The organism is Massilia sp. GER05, from assembly GCF_052056005.1.
Taxonomy (GTDB): domain Bacteria; phylum Pseudomonadota; class Gammaproteobacteria; order Burkholderiales; family Burkholderiaceae_D; genus Telluria; species Telluria orientalis.
Genome location: NZ_CP178858.1, coordinates 2,652,602 through 2,673,804 on the forward strand (window position 1 = coordinate 2,652,602; position 21,203 = coordinate 2,673,804).

Consider the following 21,203-nt stretch of genomic DNA (forward strand, 5'->3'; position numbering starts at 1 on the left):
CGGGAACGCACGGACGGCTTCAGAACGTTTCCCACTCCTCGGTCGATGCCGCTTTCGGCGCCGGCTTGCGGCCGCTCGTCTTCACGGTCACGACGGCGCGCGAGGGAGCGGGTGCAGGCGCGGCTTTCGGTGCCGTCATGGCTGTCGCGTCGATATGGAACAGGGCGACCACTTCGGCCAGCTTGTCGGCCTGGTCGCGCAGCGCGGTGGCCGCCGCCGCCGATTCCTCGACGAGGGCGGCATTGTGCTGCGTGGACGAATCCATGTCGGCGATGGCGTGGTTGACCTGTTCGATGCCGGTGCTCTGCTCGCCGCTGGCGCTGGCGATCTCGGCGACGATGTCGCTCACCTTGCGGATGCTGTCGACCACTTCGCTCATCGTCATGCCGGCCTGGTCGACCAGCTTCGTGCCGTCCTCGACCTTGTTGACGGAATCGACGATCAGGGCCTTGATCTCTTTCGCCGCGGCGGCCGAGCGCTGGGCCAGCGTGCGCACCTCGCCCGCCACGACGGCGAAGCCGCGGCCCTGTTCGCCGGCGCGCGCCGCTTCGACGGCCGCGTTCAGCGCGAGGATGTTGGTCTGGAAGGCGATGCCGTCGATGACCGAAATGATGTCGACGATCTTCTTGGACGAATCGTTGATCGCGCCCATCGTCTGCACGACCTGGTCGACCACGGCGCCGCCCTGCGTCGCGATTTCCGACGCGGCGATCGACAGCTGGCTCGCCTGGCGCGCGTTGTCCGCGTTCTGGCGCACGGTGCCCGTCAGTTCCTCGACCGTGCTGGCCGTCGTGCCGAGCGAGCCGGCCTGCTGTTCGGTGCGCGAGGACAGGTCCATGTTGCCGGCCGAGATTTCGGCCGACGCGGTGGCGATGGTATCGGTGCCGCTGCGAACCTGCGCGACGATCGCGACGAGGCTGTCGTTCATGTTGCGCAGCGCGCGCAGCAGGGCGCCCGTCTCGCACGTGCCGCTCGCGTCGATGTGCTGGGTGAGGTCGCCGGCGGCCACCTTCTCGGCCAGGTCCACGGCCTGGCGGATCGGACGGACGATCGCATTCGCGAGCACCCACGCGCAGCCGGCGCCGAACAGCACGGCGACGCCGGCGACGATCATGATCATGCGCGCGCTGTGGCGGCTGGCGTTGTCGATTTCCCTCGCGATGGTGTCGATGCGGTTCTGCTGCATCTTGACCAGCTCGGCCTGCTTGCCTTCGTAGGCTTCCGACGTCGGCACGTATTCCTGGTTCAGGATGCGCTCGGCCTCGGCGGTGTCGCCGGCGGCCTTGGCCTTGATGGCGCGTTGCTTGGACGACGTGTAGGCCTTGCGCAGTTCGCCGATGCGCCCGAACAGCGCGCGTTCCTCGTCGCCGTCGACCAGCGCTTCGATCTGCTTCTGCAGTTCGGTCGAGCGGCTGGCGGTCTTGACGCCGTCGGCCTTGAAGAATTCGACGAGGCTGGGGTCCGAGCTCTTGACGATGGCCGCGGTACGGCGCACGGCGGCGAACGTCTGCATATGCCATTCTTCCATCATGCGCTCCTTGGCCAGCGGGACGGCCATCATCGCGCGCGTCGCATCCGCGATCGCATTCAGGCGCCAGACGGCGGCGGCCGCGATGACGAGGGTCAGGCCCAGCACAAGGGCGAAGCCCACGCCGAGACGTTTCGCAATATTCATATTGGCGAGAAAGCCCATCTTGTTCTTCCTTGATTCAAGCGTGATTGTTATGGGGGAAGAGGTAACAATCAGTTCCCGGCTTGATTCTACGTACAGGAAAGAATTTTTTGTTGCCTTATGGAATTCCGCGCCCAAAAAGTGTGCATATGAGCACCATAATGTTGCCCGCATGTGACAGCATGATGCATGTCGGTTAACTGCCATGATGAGGTTGACAACGGGTGTCAGCGGGCGGTCTTGCGCAGGCGCGCGATGCGTTCGACGGTGTCGGGGTGCGTGGACAGATACGACATCGATTTCTTCAGCCAGCGCGGCAGTTTGTCCTCGCCTGGACGCGCGCGCTCCAGTGCCTCCAGGGCGTCGGCGAGCACGTCCGGTTCCAGGCCGTTGCGGCGCAGGACCGCGACGGCGTCATCGTCCGCTTCCAGTTCCATCGACCGCGAATACCGCATCTGCGTCAGCACGGCCGGCAGGCCTGCGGCGACGGCGCTGAAGTCCCCGAACAGCGTGGCCGACATCGCGGCCGTCAGCGACGACCCCGTCATCGCGCGCGTCGCGTGGCGCCGTTCGATATGGCCGACCTCGTGGCCGATCACGCCCAGCAGGGCGGCCTTGCCGTCGTCGTCCAGTTCGTTGTCGTCGTCGAGCGCGAGGCGGACCATCGCGTCGGTCACGATGATCGTGCCGTCCGGCAGCGCAAGCGCATTGGCGCCCAGGGTGTCGGACGAGCGCACGAGCAGGCGCACGGGCACGCGCGGGCGCGCGGGCAGCGCACGGGGCAGCAGGGCTTCGACGTCGGCGATGCGGTCGTCCGAGAGGCGCGACGGCGCCAGCATGCCCTGCGCTTCCAGGCCGGCCAGCGCAGCCTGGCCGAGCTTCGTGTCGACCGAGGCCGGCAGGCGCGCGGCGATGAATTCGGCGGCGGCCGGCACGCCCCACACGAAACCGGCGCCGAGCAGCGCCAGCAGCAGGACGAGGGCGGCGAGGGCGGCGGGCCAGCGTGCCTGCCAGCGCTCGACGGCGCTCTTGCGGTAGCCGAGCGCGGCCAGCAGCGCTTGCCGTCCCGGGCCGTACGGCACCTCGCCGGTGGCGTCGCCGAGGCGCAGCATGAGCGGCGCCTGGTCGAACGGTTCGGCCAGCGCGACGTCTCCCAGGGGATAGCTGCGTTCGAATCCCGGCGCATCGACGTGCAGGTGGCCATCGCGTACGTCCAGGCCGACCGGTTGCAGGCGGGCGTCGTGGCCATCGAAGAAATGGGCGGCGATCATCATGAGCTCCTTACCACGACAGGTCGACGCCGAGGAAGTCGGCGACGCCGTCGCCGGCTGCGGCGGCGGGTGGGCGCCGCGCCGCCAGCACGGCCTGCTCGAACCCGTCCGGCGCGTCGACGGTGAGGTGGGCCACGCGATATTTCCACGTGCGCACGACGGCGAACGGGCGGAACAGGCCGAACGTCAGCAGGGTCAGCAGTACGTTGACCGTCTGCAGGCGCAGATAGGGCCAGGTCCGCATCGCGCAGGTGATGCGGATGCCGGGGAAGGATGTGGCCGACCAGGCGAGGTTGTTCATGCGTACCAGGATGTATGGCCCCATCAGCAGCATGGTCAGATATGCGAGCACGATGGCGAGGATGGCCGGGAGGAACGCCGCGAACGCCGCCGCCGACTTTTGCCCGCGCGCCAAATACACCGAGAGGCCGATGGACAGGCCGACGAACACCATCACGCCGAGGCCGATCAGGAATGCGCGCACGTAGGGCTTGGCGAGGTCCGCCGTGTCGAGGCCGAACGCGGCATGCTGGTCGCCCGCCATCAGGTGCTTGTGCTGGTAGGCTTTCATCGCGCCATGCATCAGCGGCCAGCACAGGTACAGCAGGAAGATGGCGCCGACGCCGGGATTCCCCGGCATCAGGGCGACGAGCGCGCCGGGCAGCACGAAGATCGCCACCGGCACGAAGTACACGATGTAGGCCTCCTTGATGCCGCCCGCAAAGCCGAACGGCAGGCCGCGGTAGACCGTGTTCGACAGGCGGAAGCGCAGCGCGGACCGCATCATGAAGGGCAGGCCGGCCAGCAGCAGCGCGACGGTGACGACGCCCACCTTGAGCGAAAAGCCGAACGCGTAGTGATACGCCGCCAGCAGCGCCACGGCGAGGATGCGCCCGCGCAGGATCGCTTTCGGGTCGCCGCGGAAGTCGAAGCTGGCGCCGGCGAGCCGGGTGTTCCGGTAAAAATACTGCAGCCGGCGGGTCTTGGCCCAGGCCGAGTAGATGCCCAGCGTGGCCACCGTCAGCATCAGGTTGACGATCCAGATGCGGAAGTATTCGGCGCCGCTGCCGGAGAACGACAGGCCATGCGAAGTCGGCTCATCGAAAGGACTGTCGTCAGTTGCGTGCATGGCCGATTTTCTTGACATGGAAGAAAGATCACCAGTGTAGCCATAGTTCCCTGTTGTTGGCAATGGGATATGTTGCCAAGATGGAATGAGGAAGTATTTGCAGGTTTAAGGTATAATTTCTATTTCCCGCGCGTGCCGTTCGGCACCTTCTGCACAATGACCAAATTCGTATTCGTCACTGGCGGCGTCGTGTCTTCCCTGGGTAAAGGGATCGCGGCCGCCTCCCTCGCCGCGATCCTCGAATCGCGCGGTCTCAAAGTCACCATGCTCAAGCTCGACCCGTACATCAACGTGGACCCGGGCACGATGAGCCCCACCCAGCACGGTGAGGTGTTCGTCACCGACGACGGCGCCGAGACCGACCTGGACCTGGGCCACTACGAGCGCTTCATCAGCACGCGGATGAAGAAGGTGAACAACTTCACGACCGGCCAGATCTATGAATCGGTGATCCGCAAGGAACGCCGCGGCGAGTACCTCGGCAAGACCGTGCAGGTGATCCCGCACATCACCAACGAGATCCAGGACTACATCCGCCGCGGCGCCGAAGGCGTCGACGTCGCGCTCGTCGAGATCGGCGGCACCGTCGGCGACATCGAATCGCTGCCGTTCCTCGAAGCCGCGCGCCAGCTGTCGCTGCGCCAGGGCCGCAAGGGCGCCGCGTTCGTGCACCTGACCCTCGTGCCGTACATCTCGTCGGCCGGCGAACTGAAGACCAAGCCCACGCAGCACTCGGTGCAGAAACTGCGCGAGATCGGCATTTCGCCGAACGCGCTGCTGTGCCGCGCCGACCGCCGCATCCCCGACGACGAGCGCGCCAAGATCTCGCTGTTCGCCAACGTCGAAGAGCAGGCCGTCATCTCCGTGTGGGACGTCGACACGATCTATAAGGTGCCGCAGGTGCTGCACGACCAGGGCCTGGACGACATCATCCTCGACGCGCTCGGCCTCGAGGCGCCCAAGGCCGACCTGTCGATGTGGACGAAGCTGATCCACACGCTGGAAAACCCGAAGCACGAAGTCACGATCGGCATGGTCGGCAAGTACGTCGACCTGATCGAGTCGTACAAATCGCTGACGGAAGCGCTGCGCCACGCCGGCATCCACACGGAAAGCCGCGTCAACATCGAATACATCGACTCGGAAGAGATCGAGTCGACGGGCTGCGCCAACCTGGCCAAGTACGACGCCATCCTCGTGCCGGGCGGCTTCGGCAAGCGCGGCGTGGAAGGCAAGATCATGGCCGCCCGCTATGCCCGCGAAAACCGGGTCCCGTACCTTGGCATCTGCCTGGGCATGCAGGTCGCGCTGATCGAGTACGCGCGCCACATGGCCGGTCTGCCGAACGCCAACTCGACGGAATTCGATCCGGAGACCGACCAGCCGGTCGTCGCCCTGATCAACGAGTGGCAGAACCACGACGGCAAGGTCGAGAAGCGCGACGTCAATTCCGACCTGGGCGGCACCATGCGCCTGGGCGCGCAGACCTGCGCCGTGAACCCGGGCACGCTGGCCGCCGAGATCTACGGCAACGTCGTGACCGAGCGCCACCGCCACCGCTACGAAGCGAACAATTACTACCTGCCGAAGGTCGAAGCCGCAGGCCTCGTCGTCGCGGCGCGTACGCCGAACGAAGACCTGTGCGAGATCATGGAACTGCCGAGGAGTGTCCACCCGTGGTACATGGGCGTGCAATTCCACCCCGAGTTCAAGTCGACGCCGCGTAACGGCCACCCGCTGTTCTCGTCGTTCATCCAGGCCGCGCTGGCCCACCAGGCAGCGAGCGGCAACAAGCAGGCCGCAAACACGCCTGCACTGCAAGGAGATGCAGCATGAAACTGTGCGGATTCGACGTCGGCCTCGACCAGCCGATCTTCCTGATCGCCGGCACCTGCGTGATCGAGTCGCGCCAGATGGCCATGGACGTCGCCGGCCAGCTGAAGGAGATCACCTCGGCGCTGGGCATCCCGTTCATCTATAAATCGTCGTTCGACAAGGCGAACCGTTCGTCCGGCAAATCGTTCCGCGGCCCCGGCATGGAAAAGGGCCTGGAGATCCTCGCGGACGTGCGCAAGGAAATCGGCGTGCCCGTCCTGACCGACGTGCACACCGAGGAAGAGATCCCGGTCGTCGCGAGCGTCGTGGACGTACTGCAGACGCCGGCCTTCCTGTGCCGCCAGACCGACTTCATCAACGCCTGCGCCCGTTCCGGCAAGCCCGTGAACATCAAGAAGGGCCAGTTCCTGGCCCCTGGCGACATGAAGAACGTGATCGAGAAAGCACGCAATGCCGCGCGCGAAGCGGGGCTGCCGGACGACCAGTTCATGGCGTGCGAGCGCGGCGTCTCGTTCGGCTACAACAACCTGGTTTCCGACATGCGTTCGCTCGCCATCATGCGCGAGTCGAACTGCCCGATCGTGTTCGACGCCACCCACTCGGTGCAGCTGCCGGGCGGGCAGGGGACGTCGTCCGGCGGCCAGCGCGAGCACGTGCCCGTGCTGGCGCGCGCCGCGGTCGCGGCGGGCGTGTCGGGCCTGTTCATGGAAACCCACCCGAATCCCGCGTGCGCGCTGTCGGACGGCCCGAACGCCGTGCCGCTCGCCCGCATGAAGGATTTGCTGACCACCCTGGTCGACCTCGACCGTATCGTCAAGAAGGCCGGCTTTATCGAATCCGATTTTTCCTGATATTCGGGGTCAGAGCCCGGTTTACCCGGGTGGGCTCTGACCCCGACTGACTAATTGGCGCGCCCTGCGGCTTGGCGCGACTGTATCGATTCTTACTTTCTGGAGATTAAAGAACCATGAGTGCTATCGTTGATATCATCGGCCGCGAAATCATCGACTCGCGCGGCAATCCGACCGTCGAGTGCGATGTGCTGCTGGAATCCGGCGTGATGGGTCGCGCCGCCGTCCCGTCGGGCGCCTCGACCGGTTCGCGCGAAGCCATCGAGCTGCGCGACGGCGATCCGAAGCGTTACTTCGGCAAGGGCGTGCTGCAGGCCTGCGAGAACATCAACACCGAGATCAGCGAAGCCATCATGGGCCTGGACGCCAACGAACAGGCATTCCTGGACCGCACCCTGATCGACCTGGACGGCACCGAGAACAAGAGCCGCCTGGGCGCGAACGCGATGCTGGCCGTCTCCATGGCCGTCGCCAAGGCCGCGGCCGAAGAAGCCGGCCTGCCGCTGTACCGCTACTTCGGCGGTTCGGGCGCGATGCAGATGCCGGTGCCGATGATGAACGTCATCAACGGCGGCGCGCACGCCGACAACAACCTGGACATCCAGGAATTCATGATCATCCCGGTCGGCGCTCCGTCGTTCAAGGAAGCCGTGCGCTACGGCGCCGAGGTGTTCCACACGCTGAAGAAAATCCTGCACAGCAAGGGCCTGAACACCGCCGTCGGCGACGAAGGCGGCTTCGCCCCGTCCGTCGCGAACCATGAAGAAGCCATCAAGCTGATCATGCAAGCGATCGAGCAGGCAGGCTACGTGGCCGGCCAGGACATCGCCATCGGCCTGGACTGCGCCGCCAGCGAGTTCTACAAGGACGGCAAGTACGTGCTGGAAGGCGAAGGCGGCCTGCAGCTGTCGGCCCAGGACTTCACCAACATGCTGGCGACCTGGTGCGACAAGTACCCGATCATCTCGATCGAGGACGCGATGGCCGAAGGCGACTGGGAAGGCTGGGCAACGCTGACCGCCGCCCTGGGCAAGAAAGTCCAGCTGGTGGGCGACGATTTGTTCGTCACCAACACCAAGATCCTGAAAGAAGGCATCCAGAAGGACATCGCCAACTCGATCCTGATCAAGATCAACCAGATCGGCACGCTGACCGAAACCTTCGCCGCCATCGAGATGGCCAAGCGCGCGGGCTACACGGCCGTGATCTCGCACCGTTCGGGCGAGACCGAGGACTCGACCATCGCCGACATCGCCGTCGGCATGAACGCCCTGCAGATCAAGACGGGCTCGCTGTCGCGTTCGGACCGCATGGCGAAATACAACCAGTTGCTGCGCATCGAGGAAGACCTGGGCGACATCGCCAGCTACCCGGGCCGCGACGCTTTCTACAACCTGAAGTAAGCGAGTAGTATGGACACGGGTTCGTTCGCCGGGCTCGTGTCGACATCCCGCCAGCCGTATTCATCCATGCGCCTCATCACCCTTGCCCTGGCAGCTCTGCTGCTGCTGATCCAGTATCCCCTGTGGTTGGGGAAGGGCGGCTGGCTTACCGTGGCCGACCTGGAATCCCAGGTGGCTGCGTCCCGTGCCAAGACCGAGCAGCTGAAAGCCCGTAACGCCAAGCTGGAATCGGAAGTGCGCGACCTGAAGGATGGCCTCGGCGCCGTCGAGGAACGCGCGCGCTACGAACTGGGCATGATCAAGTCGAACGAGATCTTCGTGCAGGTATTGCGCAAGGACGAGAAGCCGGCCGTCATGATGACGGAACCGCCGCCGCCACCGCCGCCGAAGGTCAAGAAGGGCACGCCATGACCCCCACGGCATCTTCCCCGCCGGCGCTCGACACGCTCGAGGCCGTTGCAGGCTACCTCGCCGCCGCGTTCGATGCCGGCGATCCCGACACCATGACGGAGGCGCTGAGGTTGGTCGCACGCTCCGCGGGCCTCACGCACCTGGCCGCCGCGGCCGGCCTGCCGCGCGACCTGCTCGCCGCGGCCATGAACCGCGGCGAGATGGGCCTCGACAGTCTGCTGGCCATCATGAAGGTGATCGACTTGCACCGTCCGGCCGGCGGCGCGCCCAATTAATCAAGAGACTCGCGCCCGCCGGCGTTCGCTGCCGCACCTGATTGCAGCCGCGCACGCCGACGGTCGCCCCGGTCAGGCGCCGCCCCCGACAGCGGACGGCGGCGCATAGCCCGGCTCCAGCAGGCCGGGAATCGGTTCTCCTTCCACGACGACGATCTCGCCGATGCTCTGCGCACGCGCGACGATGCGGTCGCCGTTCGCGATATGGCTGCCCACGAGGGCAATCGGCCGGTTCGCATACGTCGACGCATGCCCGGCGCCCGACACGATCACGCTCTCGCTGCCGTCCGGATAGCGCACCCGGTCGCCGACGCAGGCGATGCGGAAATCGTCCGCGTGCTCGCCCTGCGACGCGAGCACGACTTCGCCACCGCGGCGGGTGCGCGAACCGATCGTGGCGATGGGATAGCGGGCAACCACTTTACGGGGCGCGCCCTGGGTTGTGGCTGTGTTGGCGTTGGTGGCTGCATCATTGGCACGTACTGATTTCATCCGGTTCTCCAAAGGTTTGCAAAACGGGACGCGAAAAAGCGACACATTCCCGGTCTTAAGTGCACGAGTTCATACACTGGAGGCCATTGAAACGCAGCGTTGATTTATGCCAATTGATGCAGCGCAAGTTGAACCGGCCCGTCATCCGAAATCAGGGAATTCCGACAGAGCTGCCGGTTAACTTCCGACCGGCAATAAAGAGGATGCCGCATCGACCCCTGATCAGGGGGCGTCTGCGGGAGAAGCGGCGGGATCAGGCCGCCTGGCCGTTCTCGAGGAACGAACGCAGCATCCACGCATTCTTTTCGTGGATTTCCATGCGGTCGCTCAGCATGCCGGCACTCGGCTGGTCATTGGCCTCGTCGGCAATCTTGAACGCCTCGCGCACGGTGCGGATCAGCGCCTCCTGGCCGTCGACCAGCTGGCGGATCATTTCCTGCGCGTTCGGCACGCCGGCTTCTTCCTTGATCGACGACAGTTCCACGAAGCGGGCATAGGTGCCCGGTGCGAAATGACCGAGGGCGCGGATGCGTTCGGCGATGTTGTCCAGCGCGTTCCACAGTTCCGTGTACTGTTCCATGAACATGATGTGCAGCGTCTGGAACATCGGACCCGTCACGTTCCAGTGGAAGTTGTGGGTCTTCAGGTACAGCATGTAGCTGTCCGCGAGGACGCGCGACAGGGCGTTGGCGATGTTCGCGCGGTCTTCGGTGCTGATGCCGATATTGATGTTGCTCATGGTGTTCTCCTGTCTCAGTGTCATTGATCACAGCTTAACAGGAACCATCGATAGCGACAGTTTATATTCCCAATCGAAATGATAGGGGACGCCAATGACGTCCCCGTGGGATCAATGCTTGACGCTGGAGGCGGGCGCCACGGCGTCGGCCGTCGTGTCGCTTGCGAACAATTGCGCGCAGTCGACGGCATCGAAGCCGTAGTGCTTGCCGCAGAAGTCGCAGTTGATGCCCAGTTCGCCCAGGTCGTGCAGGGCGGACTCGACTTCTTCCTTGCCCAGCATCTTGAGCATATTGCCCACTTTTTCGCGCGAGCAAGTGCAGTGGAATTCCGGGTGCAGCGGGTCGAACACGCGGATCGTCTCTTCCCAGAACAGGCGCCGGAGCAGCGTTTCCACGTCGGTCGTGAGCAGTTCTTCCTGCTTCAGGGTCTGGCCCAGCATGACGGCGCGGGTCCACGTCTCGAGGTCTTCTTCCTCGCTGGCCTGCTTGACCTGGCCTTCGATGCTGGAATTGCGCGGCAGCTTTTGCAGCAGCAGGCCGCGCGCGACGTTCTCGTCGGCCGCCAGCCACAGCTTGGTGTCCATCTGTTCCGAGCGCAGCATGTAGTTCTCGATGACGGTCGCGATGTCCTCGCCGACGAGCGGCACGACGCCCTGGTACGGCTGCTGGCCCGGGACCTTGTCCTGCGGGTCGAGCGTGATCACGAAGCGGCCGTGGCCATGCTGGTTCAGCAGCTGGGCGACGGAGGCGTCGTCCGGCACCTCGGCGCCTTCGCTCAGCTTGGCGGTGGCGCGCAGGCGCAGGTTCGCATCGCACTCGACGACGAGCAGCTTCACCAAGCCGTCGCCATGGATCTGCATGACGATCGAGCCGTTGAACTTGAGGTTGGCGGACAGCAGCGCCGCCGCGGCGACCATTTCGCCCAGCAAGGCGCGCACCGCCTTCGGGTAGACGTGGCGCGACTGGATCTCGCGCCACGCGTTGGAGATCTCGACGAGCTCGCCGCGGACGGCCGCGTTGTCGAAGATGAATTTCTGGAGGGTGTCCTTGCTGGTATCAGTCGTCATTCTTTATCCGATTTTCTTGAGCTCCGCCTTGAAGCGTTTGCCGCGCAGGACATAGCTTTCGGCGCTGCGCTGGAGGCGGAGCAGGTCGTCTTCCGTGAGCGTGCGCACTACCTTGGCCGGGGCGCCCAGGATCAGCGAACCGTCCGGGAACTCCTTGCCTTCGGTGACCACGGCGCCGGCGCCCACGAGGCAGCCCTTGCCGATCTTCGCGCCGTTCAGCACCACGGCCTGGATGCCGATCAGCGCGCCGTCGCCGACGGTGCAGCCGTGCAGCATCGCCTGGTGGCCGACGGTGACGTTCTTGCCGAGCACGAGCGGAAAGCCCATGTCCGTGTGCATTACCGTGCCTTCCTGGACATTGCTGCCGGTACCGATCGTGATGCGCTCGTTGTCGCCGCGGATCGTCACGCCGGACCACACCGACGCATCCGCCTCGACCGTCACTTTGCCGATCAAGGTGGCCGAATCGGCGATATAGGCCGAAGGATCGATCTCGGGCGCGTCTTCGCCCAGCTGGTAAATCGCCATGGAGTGCTCGCGGAAGGTTGAGATGCCCGTATTTTACGCTTTTACGCTCGTAAGCAGGCCAGATGGGGCCGTCCAGCAGGATTGCAAGCTTCGTGCTTATAATGCGAACGGTCGTACTAATTTAACCCGAAAACAGGAACCGCCATGACACCGTCCCGCTCCGAATTCCTCACCATCCGCGGCCTGCGCACCCACGTCCGCCACTGGGGCCCCCGCGAGGGCGCGCCCAAGCTGTTCATGGCGCATGGCTGGATGGACATGTCGGCCTCGTTCCAGTTCGTCGTCGACGCGTTGCAGGGCGACTGGCACGTCATCGCCCACGACTGGCGCGGCTTTGGCCTGACCGGGCGCTCCGGCAACGACACGTACTGGTTCCCGGACTACTTCGCCGACCTGGAAGCGATCCTCGACCATTATTCGCCCGGCGAACCCGTGAACCTGCTGGGCCACAGCATGGGCGGCAACATCGTGAGCGTGTATGCGGGCGTGCGGCCGGAACGCATCGCGAAGCTGATCAACCTGGAAGGCTTCGGATTGCCCGCCACGCGTCCCGAACAGGCGCCGGGCCGCTACGCCAAGTGGCTCGACGAAGTGAAGGCCCCGCCCGTCATGCGCGGCTACGCGAGCCTGAACGATGTCGCGACGCGCCTGCGGAAGACGAACCCGCGCCTGCCGGCCGACCGCGCCGCCTTCCTCGCCCAGCACTGGGCCGCGCAGAACGCGCAGGGCGAGTGGGAAATCCTGGGCGATCCGGCGCACAAGATGCCGGGGCCGCTGCTGTACCAGGTGGAAGAGGTGCTCGCGTGCTGGCGCCGCATCACGGCGCCCGTGCTGTGGGTCGAGGCCGAGCACACGGACATGTGGCGCTGGATGGGGCCGAAAGAAGAAGCGCGCCACGAAGTCGACCGCCGGCTCGCGCAACTGGCGAAAGTCACGCCGCGCATGATGCCGGATGCCGGCCACATGCTGCACCACGATCAACCCGAAGTGCTGGCGCGCATGATCGAGGACTTCCTGGCGGCGTCAACGTAACGCTGGCGCCTGGTGGGCACGGGGTGCCCACTCTACGATGAGGTTGCCGTAGGGTGGACTCCCCGAGCCCGCGATTCGCATCCGAGGCGAACCGCGTACAATGGTATTTCGAAACGATACCCTGTCCGGATGCTGCCCATGAAAGTCGATCTCCACTGCCACTCCAACGTCTCCGACGGCGTGCTCGCACCCGCCGCCGTGGCCGCGTATGCCCGCAAGGGCGGTGTCGATGCATGGGCGCTGACGGATCATGACGAAATCGGCGGTATCAAGGCCGCGCGCGCGAAGGCCGAGGAACTGGGCATGCGTTTCGTGCCGGGCGTGGAGATTTCCGTGACGTGGGCCGGCGAGACCGTGCACCTCGTCGGCCTGCAGGTCGACGAAGACAATGCGACCCTCGTGCAGGGCCTGGCCGCCACGCGCAACGGGCGCGACGCGCGCGGGCGCGAGATCGCCGCGCAGCTCGACCAGGCCGGCATCCCGAATGCCTACGAAGGCGCGCTGAAATACGTCGGCAATCCGGACCTGCTGTCGCGCACCCATTTCGCGCGCTACCTGTGCGAGCTCGGCAAGTGTTCCAACACGTCGGAGGTCTTCCGCCGCTATCTCACGGAAGGCAAGCCGGGGTATGTGCCGCACCGCTGGGCGACGCTGGCCGATGCGATGGGCTGGATCCGCGCGGCCGGCGGCATCCCCGTGATCGCGCACCCGGGCCGTTACCGCTTCGACGCGACGGCCGAGGGCGCGCTGTTCGACGAGTTCAAGCAGCTCGGCGGCAATGCCATCGAGGTCGTCACGGGCAGCCATACGCCGGACCAGTACGCGACGTATGCCGAAGTGGCGCGCCGCTACGGTTTCCTCGCATCGCGCGGGACGGATTTTCACGCACCGGGGGAATCGCGCGTCGAGTTCGACCAGTTGCCGCCGCTGCCGAGCGGGGTCACGCCGGTTTGGCATGACTGGTTTTGAGTCGAAACGCTTGAAATTTCGACATCCGACCCTTATCTTGTCGGACTGATATTGAACCGTAGGGTGGGCGGCCCTCCGCCCACGCGTGACGCTTGCGGTTCGTCGGCGTCTTGCGTGACGCTTGCGGTTCGTCGGCGTCTCGCGTGACGCTTGCGGTTTGTCGGCGTCTCGCGTGGGCACGGGGTGCCCACCCAACATTATTTGCCGGAGGGGCCTCCCTACATGAAGCGCATACTGCTGTTCCTCGCCACCAACCTCGCCGTCGTGCTCGTGCTGTCGATCGTGCTGAACGTCCTCGGCGTCGGGCGTCCGGTCGGCGGGCAGGGCATCAACGTCGGGGCGCTGCTCGTGTTCTCGCTCGTCGTGGGCTTCACGGGGTCCATCATTTCCCTGTTGATGAGCAAGCCGATGGCGAAGATGTCCACCGGCGCCCGCGTCATCGACCAGCCCGGCAACCCCACCGAAGCGTGGCTGTTGAGCGCCGTGGGCAATCTCGCGCAGCGCGCGGGCATCGCGATGCCGGAAGTGGCCGTGTACGAGGGCGAGCCGAATGCGTTCGCGACGGGGGCATTCAAGAATTCCGCGCTGGTGGCCGTGTCGACGGGCCTGCTCGCCAACATGAACCGCGAGGAAGTCGAGGCCGTGCTGGGCCACGAGATCGCGCACGTGGCCAACGGCGACATGGTCACGCTCACGCTGATCCAGGGCGTGGTGAACACGTTCGTCGTGTTCCTCGCGCGCGTGGTCGGCTTCTTCGTCGACAACGTCGTGTTCCGCCGCGGGAACGACGCGCGCGGGCCGGGCTTCGGCTACGCGATCACCGTGTTCGTGTGCGAGATCCTGTTCGGCATCGTCGCGTCGATCATCGTCGCGTGGTTCTCGCGCCAGCGCGAATTCCGCGCGGACGCCGGTTCGGCCCAGCTGCTGGGCAGCCCGCAGCCGATGCAGCATGCGCTCGCGCGCCTGGCCGGCATGCATCCGGGCGCGCTGCCGCAGTCGATGGCCGCGTCGGGCATTTCCGGCCACGGCGGCGGCTGGGGCGCACTGTTCGCGTCGCACCCGCCGATGGAAGAACGCATCGCGGCCCTCCAGGCGCTGCGCCAGTCGGGGTTCGCGCGATGACCCAGTATTTCGAAGTCCATCCCCAGAATCCGCAGGCGCGCCTGATCCGCCAGGCCGCGCAGATCATCCAGGGCGGCGGCATCGTCGCCGCGCCCACCGATTCCGCGTACGCCCTCGTATGCCGCCTCGACGACAAGGCGGCCGTCGAAAAGCTGAGGCGCATCCGCGGCGTCGACGAGAAGCACCATTTGACGCTGCTCGTGCGCGACCTGTCCGAGATCGCCACCTATGCGCGCGTCGACAACCGCCAGTACCGGCAATTGAAAGCCGTCACGCCGGGGCCGTACACGGTGATCCTGGAAGCGACGAAGGAAGTGCCGCGCAGGCTGTCGCACCCGTCGCGCAAGACGATCGGCATCCGCGTGCCGGAAAACGCGATCCTGCTGGCGCTGCTGGAAGAACTGGGCGAACCCTTGATCGGCACGACCTTGCAACTGCCGGGCGACGACAACATGCTGTCCGATCCGGACGAGGTGCGCGAGCGTCTCGACAGGCAGATCGAGCTCGTCATCGACGGCGGCGCCGGCACGCTCGAACCCACCACCATCGTCGACCTCACGGGGCCTGACGCCGAGCTCGTACGCGAAGGCCGGGGCGATCCGGCCGCGTTCGGCCTGTAGGCCGGGGCCGCCGCGCCCGCGCGCTCTGATAGAATCGCAGGTTATGGATGAACTCATACGCAATCTGGCAGTGTATGCACTGCCTGTCCTCTTTGCGCTGACGATGCACGACGCCGCCCAGGCGTTCGTCGCGAAACGCTTCGGAGACAACACCGCACACGCCGCCGGGCGTACCACTTTCAACCCGCTGGCCCACATCGATCCGATCGGCACCATCGTCATTCCGGTGGTGATGTACCTGACGGTGCACTTCGTGTTCGGCTACGCGAAACCGCTGCCGATCAACTATGGCCAGATGCGCAATCCGAAGCGCGACATGGCGTGGGTTGCGCTGTCCGGTCCGGGCGCAAACTTCCTGATGGCGCTGATCTGGCTCCTGCTGGGGATTTTCCTCGACTACTTCGGCGTGCAGGAACCGTTCCCTCACCTCGTGGCCGAGGCGGGTGTGCAGACGAATCTGTGGCTGATGGCGTTCAACCTGCTGCCGATCCCGTCGATGGATGGCGGCCGCGTGCTGTTTTCCATCCTGCCGCACAAGGCCGCATTCCAGTTCGCGCGCCTGGAACCGTACGGTTTCATCATCCTGCTCGCGCTGATCTTCCTGAAGGTGATCGGCTACTGGTTGTTCTGGGTCGGCGTGATCGCGAACCTTTTACTGCACCTGATCGTCTATCCCCTGAATTTTCTCCTGACCTGATACCGCTATGTTTCCCGACCGTGTCGTTTCCGGCATGCGCCCGACCGGGCTGATGCACCTTGGCCACTACCATGGGGCCCTGAAGAACTGGATCCGCATGCAGTCCGAACTGCCTTGCCTGTTCTTCGTCGCCGACTGGCACGCGCTGACCACGCATTACGACGACCCGGCGATCATCGAGAAAAGTACGTGGGACATGGTCATCGACTGGCTCGCGGCGGGCATCGATCCGGCCCAGGCCACGATCTTCATCCAGTCGAGGGTGCCGGAGCACGCGGAACTGCATCTGCTGCTGTCGATGGCCACGCCGCTCGGCTGGCTCGAGCGCGTGCCGACGTACAAGGACCAGATCGAGAACCTGGCCAACCGCGACCTCGCGACTTACGGCTTCCTCGGCTACCCGCTGCTGCAGGCGGCCGACGTGCTGATCTACCGCGCCACGCAGGTGCCGGTGGGCGAGGACCAGGTGCCGCACATCGAGATGATGCGCGAGATCGCGCGCCGCTTCAACCACCTGTACGGCAAGGAACCGGGCTTCGAGCAGAAGGCGCTGGACGCCGTGAAAAAGCTGGGCAGCAAGCGCGCCAAGCTGTATGCGGAACTGCGCACCGCGTACCAGCAGGAAGGCGATGACGCGGCGCTGGAACAGGCGCAGGCCATGCTGGACGAAGCGGGCAGCCTGTCGAACATCGACCGCGAGCGCCTGTTCGGCTACCTGGAAGGCAGCCGCAAGATCATCCTCGTCGAGCCGCAAGTGAAGCTGACGGAGGCGGCGCGCCTGCCGGGCCTCGACGGCCGCAAGATGTCCAAGAGCTACGGCAACTCGATCTCGCTGCGCGAGGATCCGGAGTCGGTGACGAAGAAGATCCGCACGATGCCGACCGACCCGGCGCGCGTGCGCCGCAGCGACGCGGGCGATCCGCTCAAATGCCCGGTGTGGCAGCTGCACGAAGTCTATTCCGACGCGAACACGAAGGACTGGGTCATGAAGGGCTGCACGAGCGCCGGCATCGGCTGCCTCGAATGCAAGCAGCCCGTCGTCGAAGCCGTGCTGGCCGAGCAGGAGCCGATGCACGAGCGCGCGCAGCAGTACGTCGACGATCCGTCGCTCGTGCGCGCCATCGTCGCGGACGGCTGCGAGAAGGCGCGCAAGCTGGCGCAGGAAACGATGCGCGACGTGCGCGAAGTCATGGGACTGACTTATTCCTGACCTTCTACTCGTGACGGACTATCCATCCACCTGGGTCGTGCGCTGGGCGCCGGTCATTCCAGCCGGCGAGACGCTGGATCTCGCCTGCGGCGGCGGCCGCCATGCGCGCCTGCTGGCGGCGCTCGGCCATCCCGTGCTCGCCGTCGATCGCGACGCCGCATCGCTCGCGCAGGCGGCCGGTCCCGGCATCGCGACCCTGCAGCATGACCTCGAAGCGGAGGGCAGCACATGGCCATTCGCGCCGGGACGATTCGCCGGCATCGTCGTCACGAACTACCTGCACCGGCCGCTGTTCGCGCATCTCGCGGGCGCGCTGGCACCGAACGGGATCCTCGTCTACGAAACGTTCGCGCTCGGGAACGAACGCTTCGGCAAACCATCCAATCCGGCGTTCCTGCTGGCGCCCGGCGAACTGCTGGACGTCGCCGCGCGCCATGGCTTGAAGGTGCTCGCCTACGAGGATGGGGTCATCGAGTCGCCCCGTCCGGCCCGCGTACAAAGGCTGTGCGCGGCGGGGCGGGAGGTCGATCCGGGAGCAATCCGGCTCGATATGTAACCAACCTGTAACCATGCCATTTATATGGTGTGGAATGAACCATAACGCCAGGCTATCCGCTACAATCGACATTTATTTATTAACGGCACGGTCCACTGATTATGATTAAGGGCAGCATAGTAGCAATCGTCACTCCGATGTTCGAGGATGGAAGTCTGGACAGGGACAGCCTGCGCCAACTCCTCGACTGGCATGTGGCGGAAGGTACGGACGCAATCTGCATCGTCGGCACGACCGGCGAGTCGGCCACTGTGAGCCCGGACGAACACTGCGAACTGATCAAGCTGACCGTCGACCACATCGCCGGCCGCATTCCGGTCATCGCCGGCACGGGCGGCAATTCGACGGTCGAAGCGATCGCGCTGACCCGTCACGCCAGGGAAGTCGGCGCGGACGCGTCGCTGCAAGTCGTCCCGTACTACAATCGTCCGTCGCAGGAAGGCATGTATCGCCACTTCAAGGCGATCGCGGAATCGACCGACCTGCCGGTGATCCTGTACAACGTGCCGGGCCGGACCGTGGCCGACATGAGCAACGAGACCGTGCTGCGCCTCGCCGCCATCGACAACATCATCGGCATCAAGGACGCGACCGGCAACCTGGCCCGCGGCATCGAACTGCTGCGCGATATCGACCGTTCGTTTGCCGGCAAGGGCAAATCGTTCGGCGTGTTCTCGGGCGACGACGCGAGCGCACTGGCGCTGATGCTGTGCGGCGGCGCCGGCAACATCTCCGTGACCGCGAACGTGGCCCCGCGCGCGATGGCCGAGATGTGCAAGGCCGCGCTGAGCGGCGAAGCTGCCCGCGCCATCGAGATCAACAACCGCGTGCTGGACCTGCACAGCAAACTGTTCGTCGAGCCGAACCCCGTGCCGGTGAAATGGGCGCTGGCCGAGATGGGCAAGATGCCGGCCGGCCTGCGCCTGCCGCTGGCCCCGCTGTCCGCGCAATACCACGACACCGTCCGCACCGCGCTGCGCGCTTCCGGCGTTCTTTGATTACCAGCTTTAACGATATGACGAATCGCAAGATGATGACTTCCACCGCAGCCCGCACCGTGGCCCTGACCGCCATCGCGTTGAGCCTGGCCGCGTGCACGACCGTGTTCGAATCGGACAAGGTGGACTACAAGGCTTCCAAGAAAGCGGCACCGCTGGACATTCCGCCCGACCTGACCCAACTGCAGAAGGACAACCGCTATGCCGTGCCGGATGGCAAAGGCATCGCCACCGCGTCCGGCTTCCAGCAGCAGCGCGGCGCCGCACCGGCCATCGCGGCCACGTCCGGCGAACAGATCGGCCAGGTGCCCACCGACACCATCCGCATCGAGCGCAACGGCAACCAGCGCTGGCTCGTGATCAAGGAAACGCCGGAACAACTATGGCCGCAACTGCTGGAGTTCTGGCATAACTCGGGCTTCACCGTCGAGACCGAGTCGCCGCAGACCGGCATCATGGAAACGAACTGGGCCGAGAACCGCGCCAAGATCCCGCAGGACTTCATCCGCCGCACCATCGGCAAGGTCTTCGATTCCGCATATTCGACCGGCGAGCGCGACAAGTTCCGCACCCGCCTGGAGCGCCGTCCGGACGGTTCGACCGAGATCTACATCAGCCACCGCGGCGCGGAAGAAGTGCTGACCGGTCCGCAGAAGGAGCAGGCCACCTGGACCGCGCGTCCGAACGATCCGGAGCTGGAAGCGGAATTCCTGGGCCGCCTGATGGCCCAACTGACCGGCACCAAGGTCAAGGAAGCGACCGCGTTCGTGACGAACGCCCCGCTGGAACCGCAGCACGCCAAGCTCGAAGGCAACAAGGTCGTCGTCGACGAAGGCTTCGACCGCGCATGGCGCCGCGTGGGCCTGGCGCTGGACCGCGTCGGCTTCACGGTGGAAGACCGCGACCGCGTGCAGGGCATTTATTTCGTGCGCTACGTCGATCCGGACGCGGTCAAGAAGGAAGGTTTCTTCAGCAAGCTGTTCGGTAGCGAAGACAAGAACAAGGAAGCGCAGAAATACCGCGTGATCGTGTCGACGGCACAGGGCGCGACCTCGACCGACGTGACCGTGCAGACGAACGACGGCAAGCCGGAAACGTCGCCGACCGGCGCCAAGATCCTCAAGCTGCTGGCGGACGAGTTGAAATAACTCCGCTTCGCTTCAATAAAAAAACCGGCCGCTTGGCCGGTTTTTTTATTGGTGGGCTCGCATAATTCGTAGGGCGGGCACCCCGTGCCGGCGCGCCGTGTGCAAAACCTGCGGACGTAAAAAAACCGGCCCGCAGGCCGGTTTCTTTAGCGCGATTCGAATTACTTCGAAGCAGCCGGAGCAGCAGCAGCCGAAGCGGCGTCAGCAGCAGCCGAAGCAGCCGAAGCAGCAGCCGAAGCGGCCGAAGCAGCAGCGTCAGCAGCGGCCGGAGCAGCCGGGGTAGCGGCAGCGTCAGCAGCCGGAGCGGCCGGAGCAGCCGGAGCAGCGGTCTCAGCAGCCGGAGCCGGAGCAGCAGCCGGAGCTTCTTCTTTCTTCGAGCAAGCAGCCAGAGCAACAGCCAGCAGGGAAACGATCAGCAGAGATTTTTTCATGGTTTTTCCTTAATTAATTCAAAAGGGTGGTGCGATGAATAATTACCGGTAATTATCGCTCGTCAGGAATTCTCTTGTTTGTATACTTTGGAAAAAGTGCCTACAGACAACGGAACCTTCCTAACCCGATATTATAGCCAAATTTACTGAATCGCAATAGAAAAGTCGTGTCAAGACGTAACAGTTGCCAGATCGGGCAATGTTCATCTTCTAGCAACCCGACACACCTTGTCCGTGCGCTAGTTCTCATAGAGAAAACCAAGCCAAAGCAGGTATTTACAGCCCGGAAACACTGGCCCGCAGACCAGGTTGTGATTCTGCCCAAATGGCGTCAAAACGCAGGCGCGACAGCTCGGCTTGTTGCGGTGCATCAAAGACTGCCTCACCGCGCAGGTGATCGCTGTGAAAGCGCCGCACGATGTGCAGGTCGTCCGCGATGCAGAACGAATCCGTGAGCTCGCGCAGCGCCCGCGGCGTGCGCCGGCACTCGATGCCGTGCGCATGATCGCGCAGCAGGCGCAGGAACCTCGGCGCTTCCCGCTCCAGGTGTGCGGGATCGTGCAGCGCCAGCCGCAGCCGGCCGCCGGCGTGCAGGAAGCGGCGCAGTTCCGCGTCCACGTCCGGCGCGCCCAGCCGGAACAACGTAAAGTCCGGATCGAACATGACGAGCGTGGCCCGTGCCCGTGCCCATACCTCGCCCAGCTGCTGCTGGAATGCGGCGCGGGTGTCGAAGGACGCGTTCATG

The 21,203-nt window shown here is 65.0% G+C and carries 23 protein-coding genes; 14 read left to right on the forward strand and 9 right to left on the reverse strand.

Annotated features, from left to right (window positions below):
• Window positions 1-19: 19 nt before the first annotated feature.
• The 3 genes from ACL58G_RS11885 to ACL58G_RS11895 all read right to left on the reverse strand — a co-directional run bounded on the left by ACL58G_RS11885 (window position 20) and on the right by ACL58G_RS11895 (window position 4,072).
• A complete protein-coding gene (locus tag ACL58G_RS11885) occupies window positions 20-1,693 on the reverse strand; it encodes a methyl-accepting chemotaxis protein (protein ID WP_413383603.1) in 1,674 nt (557 codons plus the stop codon).
• A 206-nt stretch (window positions 1,694-1,899) separates the two neighbouring features.
• Window positions 1,900-2,946 carry a M48 family metallopeptidase gene (locus tag ACL58G_RS11890; protein ID WP_440967060.1) on the reverse strand — a complete coding sequence of 349 codons (1,047 nt, stop codon included), beginning with the start codon at window positions 2,944-2,946 and terminating at the stop codon, window positions 1,900-1,902.
• Between the two features lie 7 nt (window positions 2,947-2,953).
• Window positions 2,954-4,072: a YjgN family protein gene (locus ACL58G_RS11895; protein WP_440967062.1), complete on the reverse strand. Its 1,119-nt coding sequence runs from the start codon at window positions 4,070-4,072 to the stop codon at window positions 2,954-2,956.
• Window positions 4,073-4,228: 156 nt separating this feature from the next.
• Between ACL58G_RS11895 and ACL58G_RS11900 the strand changes: the two genes are divergently transcribed.
• The 5 genes from ACL58G_RS11900 (at window position 4,229) to ACL58G_RS11920 (ending at window position 8,848) form a co-directional block, all read left to right on the forward strand.
• Complete coding sequence (locus ACL58G_RS11900; RefSeq protein ID WP_413338020.1) at window positions 4,229-5,908, forward strand: CTP synthase; 1,680 nt, start codon at window positions 4,229-4,231, stop codon at window positions 5,906-5,908.
• Window positions 5,905-6,759, forward strand: coding sequence for a 3-deoxy-8-phosphooctulonate synthase (gene kdsA, locus ACL58G_RS11905; protein ID WP_413383611.1), 855 nt, complete (start codon window positions 5,905-5,907; stop codon window positions 6,757-6,759). The genes ACL58G_RS11900 and kdsA overlap by 4 nt, the downstream gene beginning before the upstream one ends.
• Before the next feature lie 116 nt (window positions 6,760-6,875).
• A complete protein-coding gene (eno, locus tag ACL58G_RS11910; RefSeq protein ID WP_413338017.1) occupies window positions 6,876-8,162 on the forward strand; it encodes a phosphopyruvate hydratase in 1,287 nt (428 codons plus the stop codon).
• A 66-nt stretch (window positions 8,163-8,228) separates the two neighbouring features.
• Window positions 8,229-8,573 (forward strand): cell division protein FtsB, encoded by a 345-nt coding sequence (gene ftsB / locus ACL58G_RS11915; protein ID WP_036232829.1) that lies wholly within the window; start codon window positions 8,229-8,231, stop codon window positions 8,571-8,573.
• Window positions 8,570-8,848 (forward strand): helix-turn-helix domain-containing transcriptional regulator, encoded by a 279-nt coding sequence (locus tag ACL58G_RS11920; RefSeq protein ID WP_440967065.1) that lies wholly within the window; start codon window positions 8,570-8,572, stop codon window positions 8,846-8,848. The genes ftsB and ACL58G_RS11920 overlap by 4 nt, the downstream gene beginning before the upstream one ends.
• Window positions 8,849-8,920: 72 nt before the next feature.
• On the opposite strand, the gene ACL58G_RS11925 is transcribed toward ACL58G_RS11920, so the two are convergent.
• The 4 genes from ACL58G_RS11925 to ACL58G_RS11940 all read right to left on the reverse strand — a co-directional run bounded on the left by ACL58G_RS11925 (window position 8,921) and on the right by ACL58G_RS11940 (window position 11,675).
• Window positions 8,921-9,340, reverse strand: coding sequence for a PAAR domain-containing protein (locus ACL58G_RS11925; RefSeq protein WP_440967067.1), 420 nt, complete (start codon window positions 9,338-9,340; stop codon window positions 8,921-8,923).
• A 253-nt stretch (window positions 9,341-9,593) separates the two neighbouring features.
• Window positions 9,594-10,079, reverse strand: coding sequence for a Dps family protein (locus tag ACL58G_RS11930; RefSeq protein ID WP_413383617.1), 486 nt, complete (start codon window positions 10,077-10,079; stop codon window positions 9,594-9,596).
• Window positions 10,080-10,190: 111 nt separating this feature from the next.
• Window positions 10,191-11,147 carry an Hsp33 family molecular chaperone HslO gene (gene hslO / locus ACL58G_RS11935; protein WP_413338009.1) on the reverse strand — a complete coding sequence of 319 codons (957 nt, stop codon included), beginning with the start codon at window positions 11,145-11,147 and terminating at the stop codon, window positions 10,191-10,193.
• 3 nt (window positions 11,148-11,150) lie between these two features.
• On the reverse strand, window positions 11,151-11,675 hold the full coding sequence (locus tag ACL58G_RS11940; RefSeq protein WP_413383619.1) for a gamma carbonic anhydrase family protein: 525 nt from the start codon (window positions 11,673-11,675) through the stop codon (window positions 11,151-11,153).
• Window positions 11,676-11,819: 144 nt separating this feature from the next.
• Between ACL58G_RS11940 and ACL58G_RS11945 the strand changes: the two genes are divergently transcribed.
• The 9 genes from ACL58G_RS11945 (at window position 11,820) to bamC (ending at window position 20,027) form a co-directional block, all read left to right on the forward strand.
• Window positions 11,820-12,707 (forward strand): alpha/beta fold hydrolase, encoded by an 888-nt coding sequence (locus tag ACL58G_RS11945; RefSeq protein WP_440967069.1) that lies wholly within the window; start codon window positions 11,820-11,822, stop codon window positions 12,705-12,707.
• A 129-nt stretch (window positions 12,708-12,836) separates the two neighbouring features.
• Entirely contained in the window at window positions 12,837-13,676 is an 840-nt protein-coding gene (locus ACL58G_RS11950; RefSeq protein WP_413383624.1) for a 3',5'-nucleoside bisphosphate phosphatase, read from the forward strand.
• A 222-nt stretch (window positions 13,677-13,898) separates the two neighbouring features.
• The gene (htpX, locus tag ACL58G_RS11955; protein ID WP_440967070.1) at window positions 13,899-14,798 is read left to right on the forward strand and encodes a protease HtpX; all 900 of its coding nucleotides are present in this window, start codon (window positions 13,899-13,901) and stop codon (window positions 14,796-14,798) included.
• The gene (locus tag ACL58G_RS11960) at window positions 14,795-15,418 is read left to right on the forward strand and encodes an L-threonylcarbamoyladenylate synthase (RefSeq protein WP_371761128.1); all 624 of its coding nucleotides are present in this window, start codon (window positions 14,795-14,797) and stop codon (window positions 15,416-15,418) included. Before htpX ends, ACL58G_RS11960 begins: the two co-directional genes overlap by 4 nt.
• A 70-nt stretch (window positions 15,419-15,488) precedes the next feature.
• Complete coding sequence (locus ACL58G_RS11965; RefSeq protein WP_413337997.1) at window positions 15,489-16,115, forward strand: site-2 protease family protein; 627 nt, start codon at window positions 15,489-15,491, stop codon at window positions 16,113-16,115.
• Window positions 16,116-16,122: 7 nt separating this feature from the next.
• The gene (locus tag ACL58G_RS11970; protein ID WP_440967072.1) at window positions 16,123-17,325 is read left to right on the forward strand and encodes a tryptophan--tRNA ligase; all 1,203 of its coding nucleotides are present in this window, start codon (window positions 16,123-16,125) and stop codon (window positions 17,323-17,325) included.
• A 10-nt stretch (window positions 17,326-17,335) separates the two neighbouring features.
• The gene (locus ACL58G_RS11975) at window positions 17,336-17,881 is read left to right on the forward strand and encodes a class I SAM-dependent methyltransferase (RefSeq protein WP_440967074.1); all 546 of its coding nucleotides are present in this window, start codon (window positions 17,336-17,338) and stop codon (window positions 17,879-17,881) included.
• 101 nt (window positions 17,882-17,982) lie between these two features.
• On the forward strand, window positions 17,983-18,879 hold the full coding sequence (gene dapA, locus ACL58G_RS11980; RefSeq protein WP_413383636.1) for a 4-hydroxy-tetrahydrodipicolinate synthase: 897 nt from the start codon (window positions 17,983-17,985) through the stop codon (window positions 18,877-18,879).
• A 32-nt stretch (window positions 18,880-18,911) separates the two neighbouring features.
• Window positions 18,912-20,027, forward strand: a complete 1,116-nt coding sequence (bamC, locus tag ACL58G_RS11985; RefSeq protein ID WP_413383638.1) for an outer membrane protein assembly factor BamC — start codon at window positions 18,912-18,914, stop codon at window positions 20,025-20,027.
• 161 nt (window positions 20,028-20,188) lie between these two features.
• Here bamC and ACL58G_RS11990 read toward each other — a convergent pair whose 3' ends face one another.
• Both ACL58G_RS11990 and ACL58G_RS11995 read right to left on the reverse strand, forming a co-directional pair.
• Entirely contained in the window at window positions 20,189-20,458 is a 270-nt protein-coding gene (locus tag ACL58G_RS11990) for a hypothetical protein (protein ID WP_413383640.1), read from the reverse strand.
• 276 nt (window positions 20,459-20,734) lie between these two features.
• Window positions 20,735-21,202 carry a hypothetical protein gene (locus tag ACL58G_RS11995; RefSeq protein WP_440967076.1) on the reverse strand — a complete coding sequence of 156 codons (468 nt, stop codon included), beginning with the start codon at window positions 21,200-21,202 and terminating at the stop codon, window positions 20,735-20,737.
• Between the last annotated feature and the right edge of the window lies 1 nt (window position 21,203).